Below are 17034 nucleotides of genomic sequence, written 5' to 3'. Positions count from 1 at the left end.
TCTTGTGGATTGTTTTTAGCATTTTCAGATGCTAAAATAAAGGGGGGTGATTAAAGATATTGACTTTTGAGGAATATATTAGACAAGGCCATGTTACTAATATAACTATGATTTTTATTATGGCAAGTATACTTTTACTCCTTGCGGTTATTCAAAAATTCAAACCTAGTTTTTCATATAGCTATCTTAGTAATAGTAAACCTACTTATCTAAAAGCCAAACTTATAGCTAAATTAATTTCGTCGGCAACATTATATATCTGTGGACTTTACTTGACCTATTTTGCTGACTTAACAAATAAGACGACATGGTACTCATTTTGGTTCTTATGGATTCCGATTCTTTTGTATCATGGCTACAAATGGGGATTAACGAAAATCTTTGATCATAAAAATCAAGAAGAATAAACTTCATAAACTCACCCCCGGCTTCGGTCAGTAGTATTAGATCCCGAACCCGGGGGTTCACTTTGTCGTAATTTGTTGGATAATAAAGGTAAAAAGATCCCCGAGAACCCCCCTAAATACCTTCCTGACCTGCGAATTACTTAATGAGAGGCAATATTTGGTTCGTCTAAATTAAGGCCTCGATGATATTTATGGGGAGGTAGAACAGTTGAAAAAGATTATTCGAAAATTAGTACCAATAGCCTTGGTTACATTCTTGGCCCTTCCGGCGGCAGTCCAAGCTAACGGAGTGGAGGACTTCAAGATTAAGGGGCATGAGAATAAAAAAAGCTATCACAATTCCGATATGAAGGCTAAATGGAGTCGGTTCGAGGTTCAGCTACAAGGGGATGATGGAGAAGGCGAAGTCATCAAAATCATTGACAATAACCCGGTCTTTGATTATGAAATTGCTAGTGAGGAAGACAATGGAAGTTTAGCCAACGGAGATTCCGTTAGAATTAATGTAATTAACCGTGGCGGAAATATTGTTAAACGACTCAATTATTCTATTGAGGGCCTAGAAGTGGTGGACGAAGACGATGACGATACAGAGTCGATTAATCTCAATACTGCCAGTCGGGATCTAGACACAACGTATGGAGCTCTTAGGTTATTAAATTTCAATAACTTAGCGAGTGGTGCCGAAGTCTATTTAACCAATGCTCAAGAAAAGCTGGGCACGACTAATCGTACTCAAATCGATTTCTACCGCGGTACGACGACGGATGATGAAAAGCCTCTCGGGGAGTGGGAAGAGCGCAATAAAGTGCGTTTCGGATATGATGCAGAGGATGGCAAGGTTTGGGTTGAGCTCAATGCTGAATATGAGTACCAGGCAGAGTATAGTACTATAAAGGATGCGGATTTCGATGCGATTCAGTTTATGCTCTTGAATCGGGAGTCCGATTCCGTCGTAAGGCTTGAGAATATCAAGGTTAATGGGAAGGTGATACCAGATACAGTTCTCATCGGAGATTCTGACTGGCCGAAGTGGAATCTAGAGGGGGATATTCAGAACTCTCACGGGAACTTTGTGGTAGAAGCGGAACTTGTGATCAAAGGAGATCAACCGAAGGGTGAGATTAATAAGTTAGAAGTGGTGTTTGGAAAGAAGTAGAGATAGAAAGATAGAAAGATAGATAGACACAAGTTAGAAAAGACAATGAGAAACGCTTCCTCTAGTTATAGTGGGGCGTTATCATTGTCTTTTAGGTTTATACTTAACATTTTGTGATATACTGTAATTGATAGTTATTGATACTAAATTATATCACTATCTGGAGGACGATATGGAATTAAAAACCTTTACAGAGATGTTCAACGATAAAAATGCACTGGATTTTACTAAGCTTAAGTATAAATTTGGAGAGGATAATCTGGTGGGATATTTAGATACCCTTAATGGGAGTTTTTATCATAAGCTCCCTTTGCTGGATTTTAAGGGCAATTCCATTGTGCTGCTTCCTTCCAAAATCAACATGACGATACAGATGACAAAGACGCTCTCGGCCTCTTATTCAGTTGAAAAGTACAGCATACAGGCAATGGAGGATGAGATTATTTCCACGCTTTCCATTGAGCAGATTGTATCCTCAAGGGAGAGCGTAAGGAGAATTTTAAATGGCGCAGCGCCTGAAACAGGTAATGATAACAAAGCTTATGGTATTAAGCGGGGCTTAGATTTCATAGCGGATCGTTCGAATAAAATTACAGAGGAAAATCTATATCAACTGTACAGACTTGCGGTGGGGGATTTTTTAGACGACAAGGATAGATTGATGTTGGATAGGAAATATCGTCACGAAGCAGTGTATGTGGTTGGGCAAAAGATAGAGCATCAGGGGCTGGATCATCAGCAACTTCCAAAGTACATTGCGAATATGATCGAGTATATCCATTGCGACGATAGCTTAGATCAGGTTTTGAAATCAATTATAATTCATTACTATTTTGCCTATCTGCACCCCTATTTTGACGGCAATGGAAGAATGTCTCGATTGCTACAACTATGGTATCTGGTACAAAAAGGCTATACCTCTTCCTTGTTTATTCCGTTTTCGTCCTATATCAACGAAAGTAAGAGTTTGTACTATAAGGCGTTCACTCTGATTTCGTCTAATTCAAAGCTTTCCAAAACCGTAGATGCGACGCCCTTTGTGAGCTTCTTTATAAGTAATGTTTTTACTAAGTTTCAGAAAAGAGAGGAGCCCACAAAGGTAATCGAAGAATTCAATAATCTGCTTAAAACAGGTGAAATTACTGCTAAGGAGAAGGATTTATTTCATTATGTACTGTCTGCATACGGGACTAATGAATTTTCAACCAAGCAGTTGGAAAAGGATTATAAAAACTCCGCTTATGCAACTATCAGAGCGTTTGTCCTTAAGCTCGAAAGCAAAGGGTTGCTAGTTTCCCAGAAATATGGGAGCAGGATACGTTATAGAGTAAAGTATTCGGAGTAGGTTAGGGACAAGGGGGGCGTTCTTAGGCAAAAGTGACAAAAAGACAAGAGAGATAAAAGAGATAAAAGAGATAAAAGAGACAAAAGAGGACGGTTCTTTGTTCCGTAAATGGAGCAAAGAGCCGTCCCTCTTTTTTTAACTGTTTATTTCTCATGGATAGTCCTAAATTCGATTAGTATTTAGTTTACATTGTTCAAACTCGGCTTGCATCTTTTCTGATGGTTTGGCCGTGAGTAAGCTAACCGCGACGATGGCAATTAGGCAGGCGAAAAATCCCGGGACCAGCTCATAAAGGGCGTTTTTTAGGAAGGGGAAGCGGGTCCAGATAATTACTGTGGCGGAACCGGCAATCATTCCGGCTAAAGCACCCCATTTGTTCATCCTTTTCCAATACAAGCTTAAAAGAATGACTGGTCCAAAGGCTGAACCGAAGCCTGCCCAGGCATAACCCACTAAGCCGAGAATGGTGTCACTGCGCTGATAGGCAATCAGTGTGGCGACGACCGCCACAATGAAAACGCATAAACGACCCACCAAGACCAGTTCTTTGTCGGTCGCTTTGCGGCGAAACAGGCTGTACAGATCTTCTGTCAAAGAGCTTGAGGTGACAAGGAGTTGGGAAGAGATGGTACTCATAATAGCGGCTAAGATTGCGGCTAGGAGGAAACCGGTAATAATCGGATGAAAGAGCAATTTGCCTAACTCGAGGAAGACGGTTTCCGGATCGGCAAGTGTAATGCCCTTGTTGGCAAAGTAAGCGATCCCGAGCAATCCGGTAAACATAGCGCCAACGACGGAGAAAACCATCCAAATCATGCCGATTCGACGAGCTTTTACTATCTCTTTAATTGAAGAGATGGCCATGAAACGAATGATGATGTGTGGCTGTCCAAAATAGCCTAAACCCCAACCGAAGAGGGAGATAATACCTAGAACGGTTGTGCCTTTGAAGAAGTCCAGGTAGGCCGGATTGATGCTGTGGATAGTATTGATGGAATGTTCAAATCCTCCTGTAGCTTGAATTGTTACGAGGGGAACCATTATTAGGGTAGTGACCATGATAAGGCCTTGGACAAAGTCGGTGATACTGACGGCTAAGAAACCTCCGAATAAGGTATAAGCTACGACGACTCCGCCGACAACCCAAAGTCCGGCATGATAATCTACATTAAAGGAGTTTTGAAATAGAACTGCCCCTGAAACGAGGCCTGAAGAGACATAGAAGGTGAAAAAGACAATAATGACAAGGCCTGAGACAAGCCGCAAGACTCTAGAACTGTCTTCAAATCGGTTACCTATATAGGCCGGGATTGTGATGGAGTTGTTAGCAAGCTCTGTGTAGGCGCGCAGACGTGGAGCAACATAAAGCCAATTGCAGTAAGCTCCGAGTGTAAGACCAATGACGATCCAAGCGGCGCTGATTCCTTGGGTAAACATGGCGCCGGGAAGCCCTAACATGAGCCAACCGCTCATATCTGAGGCTCCGGCACTTAATGCCGTTACGGCAGGCCCAAGATTTCGTCCCCCCAACATGTAATCTGAGAGGTCGGTAGTGCGTTTGTAGGAGTAGTACCCGATACCCAGCATCCCTACCATGTAAATAATAATTGCTATTAATGATTCCAAGGTGCATTTCCCCCTTTACTATGCTTTGAATTTTTGTGGGCAAAGTTATTGTACCATATTAGTGACAGGAGGAAAAAGATGTTTAATGATGTTATGGATATAGTATGATGTGGATATAATTTAAGGACACCCACTTGAGGAAGTTGGAGTCTGGGAATTTAATAATATATAATAGGAATCAAAAATAAGCCCTTGAAGGGCTCAGTGTTATGAAGAAGTTCTTGGAGGAAAAAGAATATTGAGTACCGCTTTAAAATTCATTACTGGCATCATAAACTACTTCCACGATAAATTAATTTGGTTGACGAAGTTCTTAGGTCTTAGCCTCAACGACAAACAACTTCATTTTTTGGTCATAGGGATTATTGGAATCCTTCTTTTTGTCTTGGTGCATAAGCTATTTAAGTATTTGGTTAAGTATAGCCTGACGGCAATTTCGTTTATATATACGTTTACTGTTTTGGTGGTTTTTGTTTTTGCCATTGAGATTGGGCAAAAGGTAACCGGTCGCGGCAATATGGAATTTCAGGATATTGTGGAAGGTCTTTGGGGTTTCTTGGTTGCGTTTGCAATTTACATGGCGGTTGTCACTTGTGTCTATTGGGTAAAAAAGTTTTCTGGGCGTCTTAGGTAGGTATTAATAGTAGATATTATATAGTAGGGTTGAGAGTTAAGAGAGTTAAGAGAGTTAAGAGAGTTAAGAGAGAGAGTTAAAAGAGTTAAGAGTTGTTGAGAGTTGAGAATTAAAGAGTAAGGTTTAAGAGATAAGAGATAAGAGATAAGAGATAAGAGATAAGAGATAAGAGATAAGAGATAAGAGATAAGAGATAAGAGATAAGAAATAAGAAATAAGAAATAAGAATTAAGAGTTCGGCGTTAAATATATGAACAGATAGTCTTAGGTCAAGAAGTTAAGGCGAAATAAGCTATCACTAGTAAGCAGATTGCAACCGATCCTCCAATGATCAAAATTTCTTGGCGAGTTGGTAAACGAAATGGGGAGTCTTTATATTGCTTCCAAGGCATATAATATCACTCCTTACAATTTATGGTATATTTATATTCGGCAGCTGTTTCGTGTTTTCCTTCAATAGACATCTCCGATTAGTCATATCCTAATATTTGTTTTCTGTCTTAAACTTAAATTTTCGGCAAGAAGATATATATTTTATAAGATATAATCTTTCTGTTACATTATTTCGATCTTTTGTTACAATAATGTAAAAAGGTTCTGAAATTAAAGGGGCTAAGGAAATGCCTGCAAAATAAGAACAATAATATATGCTAAAGGTTGACAACACTAGTGCTCAAATGCTAAAATACTTAAATGTGGTGACTTCTCACCGCAACCGCTCGAATCAGGTATCAACAGGTTTTTACATAAAAAACCGACCTGCAATGGCGAGTCTAGGGCATGGGAGGTGTAATAAAATGTACGCAGTAATTGAAACCGGTGGTAAGCAGTTCCGCGTTCAAGAAGGCGACGTTATTTACGTTGAAAAACTTGATGCTAATGTAGGAGATGCCGTAACGATTGATCAGGTTCTCCTCGTGGAAAAAGACGGTTCAGTGAATGTTGGAACCCCAGTTGTAGCAGGTGCTACAGCAGTGCTGAAGGTTGTGGAGCACGGTAAAGGGGAGAAGATTATTGTCTTCAAATTCAAATCCAAGAAGAACTATCGACGCAAACAAGGACATCGTCAACCCTACACAAAAGTTCTTGTCGAAGCACTCCAAGCGTAAGCACCAAGACGGTATTCGTCTTGTAGTATGGTCAGATGATCAGGGGCAGATTCGTGAATTCGAGCTGTCCGGACATGCTGGTTTTGCAGAGGAGGGTCGGGATATTGTATGTGCGGGTGTTTCTGCACTGAGTATCGCGGCTGTCAATGGGTTAGAGCATTTCTTGCCGGTTGCTCCTAAAGTACAGGAGGGGGATGGACACATCACCTGCCAGCTTATGGGGGTTTCAGAGCAAGATTTAGAGAAGGCTCAGTGGATTCTGCAAACGATGATGTTAGGTATCGAACAAATACAGACGGCTTACAGTCAGAATTATATATTTATTGATCGAAGGAGGTGGACTCCATGCTAAAAATGAATCTTCAATTGTTTGCCCATAAAAAAGGGGTAGGTAGCTCGCGTAACGGTCGGGACAGTAATGCTCAACGCCTCGGCTTAAAACGTGGCGACGGCCAATTCGTTACTGCAGGTACGATTATCGTACGTCAACGCGGTACGAAGTTTCATCCCGCCAAAAACTGTGGTCTGGGTAAAGATGACACCTTGTTTGCTTTGATCGATGGTTATGTGAAATTTGAGCATAAAGATCGATTGCACAAACAAGTTAGTATTTATGCTGAGCGCCCAAAAACACCGGTGGCTATTGCCCAATAAGCTGTCTCTTACATTACCCCTGGGAAAACCCAGGGGTTTTTCGTGTATAGACAGAAAGTATCAACTGACTGTATATGAGTACATAACAAATCACGGTTCTGTAGCAAAATAAAGTGGCGGGATGAGAGGAAAACGATGACTATGTCAAAGTTAGATAGAGTTCTTTTGTCAGAGTTGTTACAGTGGTATCGCCTGCAAAGACATGATTTCATGAATCACTGGCAGGTAATTATGGGTAATTTACAGCTTAATCGATCGGCCGAGGCCCTTTTATACATGCAGCAGACGGCTTCTGCATCGCAGGAGGAGCAAAAGATAGCGCAAATTCCAGAACCTTATTTAGGGGCGATTCTGTTGGGTCTTATGATTCGTCTCAGTCAGGAAAAGGTTATGGCTACGATTGATTTTCCTGAAGAGATGAAACAAAAAGAGTTTTGGAAAGATCATTGGCAGGAAGAATATGTGGAAGGGTTATACGGGTACACTAATGAATGCATGGCAATAGTTATTCAGTCCAGGGCTTTAAAAGACTTGAATGCTGAAGTGTACTTATTTGATGAACCGGGTGGCTTAGCTTGTCAGTTTATATTATCCGATGAGGAGACAGTGCTCTGTGATCAATTAATAAGATTGAATCAGAGCAGCTGAGTAAGCCTGGGCAGGCCAGAGTTTAGATTGTTTGTGCGTAAGGAGAATCATTTATGTTTTATGATCAGGCGAAGATTTATGTTAAAGGCGGGGATGGCGGAGCAGGAGCTGTCGCTTTTCGTCGAGAAAAATATGTCCCTGAAGGCGGCCCGAGCGGCGGTGATGGCGGGCGCGGGGGCAGTATTGTGTTTGTGGGAGATGAGGGTTTAAGGACCTTGGTGGACTTTCGCTATAAGCGGCATTATAAGGGTGACCGAGGGGACCATGGGCAGGCGAAGAATATGAGCGGTCGGAGCGGTACGGACACTGTCTTGCGTATTCCTGTGGGTACAGTGGTCTTCGATGACGGAACCGGGGAAACGATTGCTGACATTACTGAACATGGACAGCGAGTCGTTGTGGCGGCAGGCGGTCGTGGCGGCAGGGGGAATGCTCGTTTTATGAGCAATACCAATAAAGCACCCACCTTGGCGGAAAATGGAGAACCGGGCGTGGAACATTGGCTGCGTTTGGAGTTGAAACTCTTAGCTGACGTTGGGTTGGTCGGGTTCCCTAATGTAGGAAAATCCACGATTATTTCGAAGGTGTCTGCTGCGAAGCCCAAGATTGCCGATTATCACTTTACTACCTTAGTTCCGAATTTGGGGGTAGTGGATGTTGAGGATGGGGAAAGCTTTGTTATGGCAGATATTCCGGGGCTGATCGAGGGTGCTCATACGGGGGCCGGATTGGGTCACGAGTTTTTACGCCATACAGAGCGAACACGCTTGATTCTGCATGTGTTAGATATCTCCGGCTCGGAAGAACGAGATCCGCTCGAGGATTTGAAAATTATTCAGGATGAACTGCGGCTCTATAGTCCTGTGCTTGCGGAACGGCCGGTGGTTATTGTTGCCAATAAGATGGATATTCCGGGAGCTGAAGAGCATTTGCAGCGTCTTAAGGAAGCGGTTGAGGGAAGTCGCGAAATCTTTGCGGTATCTGCGGCAACGGGGGAGGGTCTGCAAGACCTGGTCTATCACATTGCTAAGATCTTGCCGGATATCTCAGCTCCGCAAATTTTAAGTCTTCCCACAGAACACCGGGTTACGAAGGCTGATCCGGACAAGCGTTTCGAAATTCGTAAAGAAGAGGACCTCTTTATTGTTGAAGGTCCGGAAATTGAAAAGCATGTTAAGATGACCTTTTTTGACCGAGAGGCCAGTGTCTATCGTTTCCAAAACATTTTAAAGGTGATGGGGATTGATGACGCTTTACGGGCGGAAGGAATCAAAGAAGGGGATAAAGTTGATATTGCTGGGGTTAAATTTGATTGGGTGTAGTAGTTAGGTCTTAGGCATTTTCGTTGGTTTGGGGGTAACAATGTGACGAAACGTCTCTGGTGGATGATTGGGGCAATGCTCTTAGTTCTTGCGTTAGCCTTTGGTGTTTGGTGGTTTTGGGGGAAGCCTCAGGGTCCACTGCAGGTCAAAGCTGGAGTGGTCACTCCGATTTCGATGCAGGAAAACGTCTTTGCGACGGGGAGCGTGGTTCCGGTGTCCAGCCAGGAAGTCCGTGTTCTAACTCCCGGTCGTGTAGCGAAGGTGGCTGTGAAGGTGGGGGATTCTGTCCAGGCGGGACAGACTCTTGTTGCGCTGGATACTACGCTGGTCGATGCCCAAGTGGCCCAGGCGAAGGTGAGTGTCGAGGCAGCTCAGACGGTTGTAAGTACCGCTCAGGCCAATTTGGACGAGCTGAAGAAGGCCCAAAGTGCTGCGAGTACAGCTGGTCTTTCACCCGATAGTTCTGCGGATGGGGCAGGTGTTGTAAGTTCGCTGCTTCCTCAGTTTTTAAGCGAACAGAATAGTACTCCTCAGGAAAGCTTGGTAAGTCCGGTCGTCATAAGGCAGGCGGAGGGAGCCTTGGCACAGAGTAAGGCTGCCTTAAAGCAGGCTCAGGAAATGTTGAAAGTTGCTCAGGTGCAACAGGGTCAACTAATTCATAAAGCTAGTATGGCGGGTACTGTGGTTGAAGTGAATGCTCAAGAGGGTAACTTGTCTTCTGTGCAGGTGCCGTTAGTAGTGGTGGCTGATCTAACCCAAATGAATGTCGAGGCACAACTGAACGAAATTGATGCGGGAAAGGTTCAAGTCGGCGGGAAAGTTAGCATTTCAAGTAAGATGCTGGGAGACGCGTCTGTTCAAGGGACGATTGTTGAGATTGCCCCGACGGCAGTCTCGAAGACTAGCATTCAGGGAAGCGCTTCTCCAACAGTAGGGATAAAAATTCGTTTAGAGAAAGCTCCGCTTGAACTGAAGCCTGGTTTTACTGTGACCATCGAAATTATTGTGGCGACTAAGGAAGGGGTCTTAGCTGTTCCACAAGAGGCCCTTTTTCAAGAAGGAAACAAAAACTATGTTTACCGAATCCAGGCTGGCCGTCTTGAGAAAACAGAAGTCAAGCTTGGGATTGGGAATGACACACACCAGGAAATCACCTCCGGCTTAAATTCTGGAGACCAGGTGGTTTTAAATCCCTCCAATGATTTTTCGGAAGGAATGCAGGTCGTCCCTGAGGCGGGAAGTGGAGGCGTATGAGCCTTATTGAAGGACTGCGCGGAGCACTTTTTAGCTTGAGAACCAATAAACTTCGCTCGGGACTGACGATGCTGGGGATTATTATTGGGATTGCCGCTGTGATCGCTGTGGTCACCATCGGTCTGGGAGGCAAGGCTGCCATTATGCAGGAAATGGAGAAAAGCGGGGTTAACTTGTTTGTATTGTACGCTAAGTCAGTTGGCAACAGCGGACAAAATGAGGGGGAACGCTTAAGTCTGCAGGATGGAGAAAGCTTGAAACGAGCCTTGCCCCAAGTCAAGATATTGATTCCCACGAGTATTGAATACACTGCCCTAGAGGTGAATCAAAAGCGTTCTTCAGCTATGGTCGTGGGAACTACTCCTGAATTTGCGGACTTGCGCAACCGGGATATTGCCAGAGGGCGATTCTTCACTGAGGAGGAGTTTGCGGCAGACCGTCGCGTGGTGGTGATTGATCAGACCTTGGGAGAAAATCTATTTGGGGCAGGAAATCCTTTGGGACAGCAGGTTATTGTCCGCAGTGTTCCTTGTCGAGTGATTGGGGTTTTGGCTAAGGATACCTCAGCCTTTGCCCAATTTAATGTAGGTCCACAGAATGCGTATGCCTATATGCCCTGGGGAACCTGGTCGGATGTCTTTCAATCGCGGCGAGTAGACCAGTTGGAAGGTGCGACTTACCGAGAAGCGGATTTGGCAAGTACGATTGATAATGCTAAGCGTATTTTGAACGTGCGCCATGGGACAACCAATCAATATGAAGTTTTTAATGTACAGCAACTGGTGCAATCAGCTAATACGATTATGCGGATACTAACCAGCTTTATCGGTTTGGTTGCTGGAATCTCCCTCTTAGTGGGAGGAATCGGAATTATGAACATTATGTTGGTTTCTGTGACAGAACGCACGCGGGAAATTGGACTGCGCAAAGCTGTGGGGGCCAAAGAGCGTGACATTTTATTGCAATTTTTATTAGAGGCTATTGTTTTATCTCTCATTGGTGGGATTCTGGGTATCGCTTTAGGGGTAGGGAGTGCGCTGATAGCGTCTCACCTTTTGAACTGGCCACCGCTTTTGTCCGGCTGGGCGATAATATTTGCCGTGTCCTTCTCGATTGGAGTGGGACTCTTCTTCGGTTTTTATCCGGCTTTAAAAGCGGCCAAACTCGAACCGATGGCGGCCTTGAGATATGAGTAAAGATTGATTTTAGGGGGAAGATTTCCGTGTTAACAGGAAAACAAAAGCGTTATTTACGGGCCATGGGGAATGAAATGGTGCCGATTCTTCAAGTGGGGAAGGGTGGAATTACAGAATCAGTCATCATCCAAACGAACCAAACCATAGAAGCTCGGGAGCTGATAAAGGGACGAGTTTTGCAAAATTGTATGGAGGAGCCGAAATCTGTGGCGACTGAACTCGCTGATCAGACCGGGTCTGAACTGGTACAAGTAATTGGTCGTAATTTCTTGCTGTACAAGCCTTCCAAGGATAAGCCGGTTATAGAGTTGCCGAGATAGGAAAAAGAGATCGGAAAACAATATATATGCCCTATAGAGTAGACTTTTTGACAGTCTATGCTATAGGGCATTTTTGTGTGAGCTATTATCTGTTTATTCATCTTCCAATTCCTTTAAGCGACTGTCAATCTCTATAAAAATTCAATCGCATAGATTCGCAAGCTAACCCAGTTTTTTTGTTATGCCCGGAAACTAAAAAAGCATCAAGATTTCTGCCATAATCGGCTAAAATCTCGATGCTTTTTCATTTGCGCTATTAAAAAACGGAAGCTGTCTCAATTTTCATTTGAGATCGTTCCTGTATTTACAAACAAATGCCTGTTATGCTTTTGGAGGTGTTCCTTCAGCGTTTGATACAACTGCATCGATTTGGACTAAAGCATCTTTAGGTAAAGCTGATACGCCAACTGTTCTTCGTGCAGGAACACCGCTTGGGAAGAATGTTGTGTAAACTTCGTCTACAGCATTAATATCTGCGATATTTTTAAGGAAGATATTTACTTTAACCACATCGTCCATAACGTGGTCGAGACTTTCTACAATTGCCTTGATATTTTTTAAGCACTGTCCAGCCTGCTCTTTTACACCACCAGCTACCATTTCACCAGTTTTGGGGTTTAGAGGTAATTGAGCTGAAATATGATTGTAATGAGAAAAAGCTACAGTTTGTGTATATAGAGAACTTTTTGGTGCATTTTCCGTATTGTTTGCTTCTATGATGAGTCCATGCCTGTCTTCAACAGCTTGTGGGGGTGTACCATCTCCGTGTGACACCACTGCTTCAATTTGTATCAAAGCATCCATAGGTAAAGCTGAAGCTGCAACTGTTGTCCGTGCAGGGACATAGGCTGCGGTCCTGGCGATAGCCGAGTCTGGGAAAAATGTTGTATAAACTTCGTTTACGGCTTCAATATCCGAGAGGTTTTTGAGGAAGATATTAATTTTAACAATATCGTCAAAAGGAACGTCGATACTTTCTAAAATTGCCTTGATATTCTTTAAGCACTGTCCAGCCTGCTCTTTTACACCACCGGCTACCACTCTACCGGATTTTGGATCGATAGGTAATTGAGCTGAAAGATTATTGTAATGAGAAAAAGCTACAACTTGCGTAGATAGAGGACATGTTGGCGCATTAGCCGTGTTATTTGTAAGCTTTATGAGGTCGCCTGCTTGTGGTGCGTTTGGAATTGTACCTTCACCGTTTGAAACAAGTGCTTCAATTTGCACCAAAGCATCCATAGGCAAAGCTGCAACTGCGACATTCGTCCGTGTAGGAACATAGCCTGGGAAGAATGTTTTATAAACTTCGTCTACAGCATCAATATCTTTAATATTCTTAACGAATACAGTGATTCTAACAACATCGCTCATAACATGGTTGATGCTGTCTACAATTGCTTTGATATTTTTAAAGCACTGTTCAGCCTGCTCTTTTGCACCACCAGCTACCAACTTGCCGGATTTTGGATCGATGGGTAATTGAGCTGAAAGATTATTGTAATGAGAGAAAGCTACAGTTTGTGAATATGGACCGATACCTTTTGGAGCATTTTCCGTATTTCTTGCTAATACTGCGTTATAGTTGCTCATGATAGTATTCCCCTTTATGATAAATTTTCTAATAGAGATATATTTGTGTATATTTTAAGTTACTATCGGCTTGCCAATATCATATAGTACAGACTTATCCATCAAAACATGCGTTTACATTACTGATCCTAACTGTATTGTGTACTTACTTATCAATAAATATGTATAAATGAACTGTTGTTATTTTGCTTTCCAATTAGCAACTCCTCCATTCCATCAGATAATTTCGGTAGGATATAGGAGTTATATCCTTCATGTTGTGGAAAATGTTATATATTTAGCCAGATTGAATACAGTTGAGGTTAAACTTTTGCTGACAATAAGGAAGGGATACGCGTACTAAATATCGAATATTTAGAACAATTAAGTTCAAGAATCGTGGTTGGACAAGAACCACCATGTTCCCTTCATGTTCTGTAAGTAGGAGAAATAGAGGAGTTTTTAGGATGACGAAATGTGAGTTTGTTTGTCCGGCGACAGTTGTGGAAGGTATTGAGACTATTTCTCGAATTAATGAGGACGTCGTTTTTATAAGTGGTGGCACTGATCTTGTCATTAAGTTACAAGGGGGGCAGATACGACCTGCTTGGCTTATGGATCTTTCCTTGATTCCGGAACTGAAATTCATTGAGGAAGTTGAGGGAAGGGTGAGGATCGGGAGCGGGACAACCTTTACCCAAATCAGTGAAAGTGATTTGCTGAGTGGGAAGGCTCGGTGTTTGAGCCAGGCGGCATCTCAGGTAGGGTCTGCTCAAATTCGAAACAGGGCTACTATAGGCGGAAATATTGCGAACGCCTCGCCCGCCGGAGACAGTTTGCCTGCTTTGCTGGTTCTGGAAGCGTGGGTCAATATTGCCGGACCACAGGGTGTGCGGAGAGTGCCCTTTGCTCAGTTCCAAGGGGGAGACGGTCAAGGTTTGCAGAAGAAGGAATTGATAACAGAGATCGATTTTCCAATCTGGAAATCCCAGGGGAGAGCAGGAATTATTAGTGCTTTTGGGAAAATTGGAAGTCGTACTGCGGTCTCAATTGCCCGGTTGAATATGGCGGCAATGGTGGAATATGACCCAGAGGACCAAAAAATTCTTTCCTCAAGATGGGCTGTGGGAGCTTTGGGACCCATCCCCTTTCGTTTAGAGGAATTGGAGCGGGGATTACAAGGCAAGCAGGTTAATTCGGATTTTGCTGAGGAAGTTGCCGACCATTTAACAGATGCAGTTGACCGAGCGATTCCAGGCCGTGCTTCGCAAGAGTATAAACGTCAGGCTATTCGGGGCTTAGCTTACGATCTTCTGGAGGATTTACTCCCTAAACCATAAAGGGATTATCAAAAAAGAGGATATTGTCGTTGCTTGAAGAATTAACGAAAAAAGGTAGAAAACTAGGGGGTAGGAGTATGCCTCGTGTTATGGACCAAGTTTTCAGGCATCTCTTTAATTCAATTGACGAAGGGGTTATTGTTACCGACCCTGAGGGTAAGATAATCTTTTATAATTCTGAAATGGCTAAGTTAGAAGAGTTGTTATCCGAACACGTTGTCGGAAAGTATTTAAATGAAGTGTATGATGCTGTTACTGTGGAAAGCAGCGAACACTTGAGCGTTGTTTTAACTCGTGAACCGGTTTTGGAGAAGCATAAGACTTATTTTACGAACAAAGGTAAAGAGGTCACTATTATAGCCAGCACATTTCCCGTGATAGAAGACGATGAGGTTGTTGCGGTCTATTCTGTATGTAAAGATATTACCAAGTTTAAAGAATTGCTGACGAAGACGATGCAATTGCACGACCAAATCGGTCTGGAAGGGCAAGAGAATCGGAGCAGTAATGGAACTCGCTATACGTTTGAATCAATCGTTTATGCCAGTCCTGCTATGCACAATCTGGTTGCTTCGGCAAAAAAAGCAGCGGTAGCTGATGGATTCATCTTAGTCTTTGGCGAGACAGGAACAGGTAAGGAATTGCTGGTTCAAGCGATTCACAATCACAGCGCCCGCAAAAATGAGCCTTTTGTAGCGATTAACTGTGCGGCTATTCCGGAAACCTTGCTGGAAAGTATTCTTTTTGGAACGGCTAAGGGGGCTTTTACTGGAGCGGTAGACTCTAAGGGCTTATTTCAACAGGCTGGAAATGGGACTTTGTTTTTAGATGAACTTAATTGTATGAGTATTGCCCTGCAGGCTAAGATTTTGCGGGTAGTTCAAGAAAGAATGGTCAGACGGGTGGGCGGGACCATGGAGATTCCGGTGCACTGCCGAGTTATCAGTTCTACAAATGTTGATCCGTGGGAATCGGTGAACAATGGCAGTTTGCGTAAGGATCTTTTTTATCGTTTAGCGGTGATGACCCTTTTTATTCCACCTTTGAAAGACAGGGCGGAAGATATTGAAGCATTAATCCATTGGTTTTTAAATCGCTATCAAAAAATATATGGTTTAGGTGAGGTTCAGATTGCTGCTGAGTTAAAGGATATATTTCTTAGATATCTGTGGCCCGGAAATGTACGGGAATTGGAGCATATTATTGAAAGCGCTATGAATATGCTGGATGGACGAAAGGTTATAACCGTTGACCATTTGCCACATTATCTTAGAGCGAAGTTTCTGAGTCAGGATGGAACCTTTTCTGAATTCTATAAGAAGGGGTCCAGCACTCTGAGTCATGTTTTGCGTGAGGTTGAAAAGCAAGTGCTTTGGGAAGCTTTGAAAAGCCATGACTGGAATATCACCAGGGCGGCTGAATCCATTGGAATTGCTCGGCAAAATCTCCAATACCGCATGAAAAAGCTGGGGATGCATAATTCTTAGGCAGGCAATAATAATATGCACTTGTCCTAAAACTGCTTCTGGCAAGGACTTCCTGTCCTATATCAGCAAATTAATTTGGCGCCTAGCTTTTGTTCGGTAAGGAAAAAGGCCATAAACTCTCAATTGTAAGGAATTAGGCATGGTTCTTGCAACAATTATTAGATTTAACGCTTTATTTTGAATTATCAAGTTCCCACCTCTTTGAAGGGGCAGATTCTTTATTAGAATAACGAAAGAAAGTGAGGTGATGGCGAGTGACCTTATCAGATTTTACTAGTTTTCTAATGAAGAATTCCAAGACTATTATGGAATACTCCGAAAATCATTTTACCTTGGTCTTGTTGGCGGTAGGGATTTCTTTAGCGATTTGGGTACCTGTGGGACTTTTATTGACAAAAAGCGATAAATGGGCAGCTAGGGTCTTGGCTCTGGCGAACACGATATTTTGTATTCCCAGTTTGTCTATGTTTGCTATTTTAGTAACTATTCCCATGTTTGGCTTAGGTCGAAAGTCAGCTCTGCTGGCGTTGGTTCTCTACGCGATGATGCCCTTGATTCGCAGCGTTTATGACGGGGTTAAAAACGTGGATCGCAATGTGATCGAGGCGGCTAGGGGGATGGGTATGGGCACAAGAAGGATTCTCATCGAAATTCTTGTGCCTTTAGGTATGCCCATTATTTTTGCGGGTTTTCGAATTACTGTGGTAATGACCACTGGCATTGCGGCAATTGCTACCTATATTGGGGAGCGTAATTTAGGGCGTTTTATTCAAGAGGGCCTTATCCGTTCTAATACTCCTATGATGGTGACAGGCGCCCTGATTATCTCGGTGATTGCCATCGGTTTAGATACTATTCTTGGGTTGGTGGAGAAAAGGATTGTTCCTAAAGGATTAAGAATTAGTCGCTAACTCCTCATCAGCATAGTTAGGTCGAACTGAGGACGGGATAGAGTTTGCAG

At 43.1% G+C, this 17034-nt stretch carries 17 protein-coding genes and 1 other annotated feature; of the genes, 15 read left to right on the top strand and 2 right to left on the bottom strand.

The annotated features are described in order from the left end of the window. Positions 1-59 precede the first annotated feature (59 nt). The 3 genes from M8E35_RS06130 to M8E35_RS06120 all read left to right on the top strand — a co-directional run bounded on the left by M8E35_RS06130 (position 60) and on the right by M8E35_RS06120 (position 2911). Positions 60-407: a hypothetical protein gene (locus tag M8E35_RS06130; protein WP_252467945.1), complete on the top strand. Its 348-nt coding sequence runs from the start codon at positions 60-62 to the stop codon at positions 405-407. 208 nt (positions 408-615) lie between these two features. Then, the gene (locus M8E35_RS06125) at positions 616-1566 is read left to right on the top strand and encodes a hypothetical protein (protein WP_252467944.1); all 951 of its coding nucleotides are present in this window, start codon (positions 616-618) and stop codon (positions 1564-1566) included. 172 nt (positions 1567-1738) lie between these two features. Next, the gene (locus M8E35_RS06120; RefSeq protein ID WP_252467943.1) at positions 1739-2911 is read left to right on the top strand and encodes a Fic family protein; all 1173 of its coding nucleotides are present in this window, start codon (positions 1739-1741) and stop codon (positions 2909-2911) included. Positions 2912-3073: 162 nt separating this feature from the next. Here M8E35_RS06120 and putP read toward each other — a convergent pair whose 3' ends face one another. Next, positions 3074-4537 (bottom strand): sodium/proline symporter PutP, encoded by a 1464-nt coding sequence (gene putP / locus M8E35_RS06115; protein WP_289710699.1) that lies wholly within the window; start codon positions 4535-4537, stop codon positions 3074-3076. A gap of 238 nt (positions 4538-4775) precedes the next feature. Here putP and M8E35_RS06110 point away from each other — a divergent pair, with 238 nt between their 5' ends. The 9 genes from M8E35_RS06110 to yhbY all read left to right on the top strand — a co-directional run bounded on the left by M8E35_RS06110 (position 4776) and on the right by yhbY (position 11674). Beyond that, positions 4776-5171 carry a hypothetical protein gene (locus M8E35_RS06110; RefSeq protein ID WP_252467942.1) on the top strand — a complete coding sequence of 132 codons (396 nt, stop codon included), beginning with the start codon at positions 4776-4778 and terminating at the stop codon, positions 5169-5171. A 703-nt stretch (positions 5172-5874) separates the two neighbouring features. Then, positions 5875-5956: a sequence feature (ribosomal protein L21 leader region), on the top strand. Between the two features lie 12 nt (positions 5957-5968). Next, positions 5969-6280, top strand: coding sequence for a 50S ribosomal protein L21 (gene rplU / locus M8E35_RS06105; protein WP_252467941.1), 312 nt, complete (start codon positions 5969-5971; stop codon positions 6278-6280). After that, positions 6258-6632 (top strand): ribosomal-processing cysteine protease Prp, encoded by a 375-nt coding sequence (locus M8E35_RS06100; RefSeq protein WP_289710698.1) that lies wholly within the window; start codon positions 6258-6260, stop codon positions 6630-6632. The genes rplU and M8E35_RS06100 overlap by 23 nt, the downstream gene beginning before the upstream one ends. After that, the gene (gene rpmA / locus M8E35_RS06095; RefSeq protein WP_073028764.1) at positions 6626-6934 is read left to right on the top strand and encodes a 50S ribosomal protein L27; all 309 of its coding nucleotides are present in this window, start codon (positions 6626-6628) and stop codon (positions 6932-6934) included. Before M8E35_RS06100 ends, rpmA begins: the two co-directional genes overlap by 7 nt. Before the next feature lie 141 nt (positions 6935-7075). Further along, positions 7076-7582: a Spo0B domain-containing protein gene (locus tag M8E35_RS06090; RefSeq protein WP_252467940.1), complete on the top strand. Its 507-nt coding sequence runs from the start codon at positions 7076-7078 to the stop codon at positions 7580-7582. Positions 7583-7635: 53 nt separating this feature from the next. Then, positions 7636-8904, top strand: a complete 1269-nt coding sequence (gene obgE, locus M8E35_RS06085; RefSeq protein WP_252467938.1) for a GTPase ObgE — start codon at positions 7636-7638, stop codon at positions 8902-8904. 42 nt (positions 8905-8946) lie between these two features. Continuing rightward, entirely contained in the window at positions 8947-10158 is a 1212-nt protein-coding gene (locus M8E35_RS06080; RefSeq protein ID WP_252467936.1) for an efflux RND transporter periplasmic adaptor subunit, read from the top strand. Then, complete coding sequence (locus M8E35_RS06075; protein ID WP_252467934.1) at positions 10155-11354, top strand: ABC transporter permease; 1200 nt, start codon at positions 10155-10157, stop codon at positions 11352-11354. Before M8E35_RS06080 ends, M8E35_RS06075 begins: the two co-directional genes overlap by 4 nt. Before the next feature lie 26 nt (positions 11355-11380). Further along, positions 11381-11674 (top strand): ribosome assembly RNA-binding protein YhbY, encoded by a 294-nt coding sequence (yhbY, locus tag M8E35_RS06070; RefSeq protein ID WP_252467932.1) that lies wholly within the window; start codon positions 11381-11383, stop codon positions 11672-11674. A gap of 321 nt (positions 11675-11995) precedes the next feature. On the opposite strand, the gene M8E35_RS06065 is transcribed toward yhbY, so the two are convergent. Then, positions 11996-13267: a RidA family protein gene (locus M8E35_RS06065; protein ID WP_252467930.1), complete on the bottom strand. Its 1272-nt coding sequence runs from the start codon at positions 13265-13267 to the stop codon at positions 11996-11998. A gap of 446 nt (positions 13268-13713) precedes the next feature. Between M8E35_RS06065 and M8E35_RS06060 the strand changes: the two genes are divergently transcribed. From M8E35_RS06060 to M8E35_RS06050, 3 genes are all read left to right on the top strand, one after another. After that, positions 13714-14586, top strand: a complete 873-nt coding sequence (locus tag M8E35_RS06060; protein WP_252467929.1) for an FAD binding domain-containing protein — start codon at positions 13714-13716, stop codon at positions 14584-14586. A gap of 77 nt (positions 14587-14663) precedes the next feature. Next, a complete protein-coding gene (locus tag M8E35_RS06055) occupies positions 14664-16073 on the top strand; it encodes a sigma-54 interaction domain-containing protein (RefSeq protein WP_252467928.1) in 1410 nt (469 codons plus the stop codon). Between the two features lie 254 nt (positions 16074-16327). Further along, entirely contained in the window at positions 16328-16984 is a 657-nt protein-coding gene (locus tag M8E35_RS06050) for an ABC transporter permease (RefSeq protein WP_073028750.1), read from the top strand. Positions 16985-17034 lie beyond the last annotated feature (50 nt).

This window comes from Desulfosporosinus nitroreducens (assembly GCF_023897015.1).
Classification (GTDB): Bacteria; Bacillota; Desulfitobacteriia; order Desulfitobacteriales; family Desulfitobacteriaceae; genus Desulfosporosinus; species Desulfosporosinus nitroreducens.
This window is presented reverse-complemented; position numbering and strand designations above follow the sequence as displayed.

Coding starts and splice junctions, on each gene's coding strand:
- M8E35_RS06120 (WP_252467943.1), top strand. CDS start 1,739: ATGGAATTAAAAACCTTTACAGAGATGTTCAACGATAAAAATGCACTG.
- rplU (WP_252467941.1), top strand. CDS start 5,969: ATGTACGCAGTAATTGAAACCGGTGGTAAGCAGTTCCGCGTTCAAGAA.
- rpmA (WP_073028764.1), top strand. CDS start 6,626: ATGCTAAAAATGAATCTTCAATTGTTTGCCCATAAAAAAGGGGTAGGT.
- M8E35_RS06090 (WP_252467940.1), top strand. CDS start 7,076: ATGTCAAAGTTAGATAGAGTTCTTTTGTCAGAGTTGTTACAGTGGTAT.
- obgE (WP_252467938.1), top strand. CDS start 7,636: ATGTTTTATGATCAGGCGAAGATTTATGTTAAAGGCGGGGATGGCGGA.
- M8E35_RS06075 (WP_252467934.1), top strand. CDS start 10,155: ATGAGCCTTATTGAAGGACTGCGCGGAGCACTTTTTAGCTTGAGAACC.
- M8E35_RS06065 (WP_252467930.1), bottom strand. CDS start 13,267: ATGAGCAACTATAACGCAGTATTAGCAAGAAATACGGAAAATGCTCCA.
- M8E35_RS06060 (WP_252467929.1), top strand. CDS start 13,714: ATGACGAAATGTGAGTTTGTTTGTCCGGCGACAGTTGTGGAAGGTATT.
- M8E35_RS06055 (WP_252467928.1), top strand. CDS start 14,664: ATGCCTCGTGTTATGGACCAAGTTTTCAGGCATCTCTTTAATTCAATT.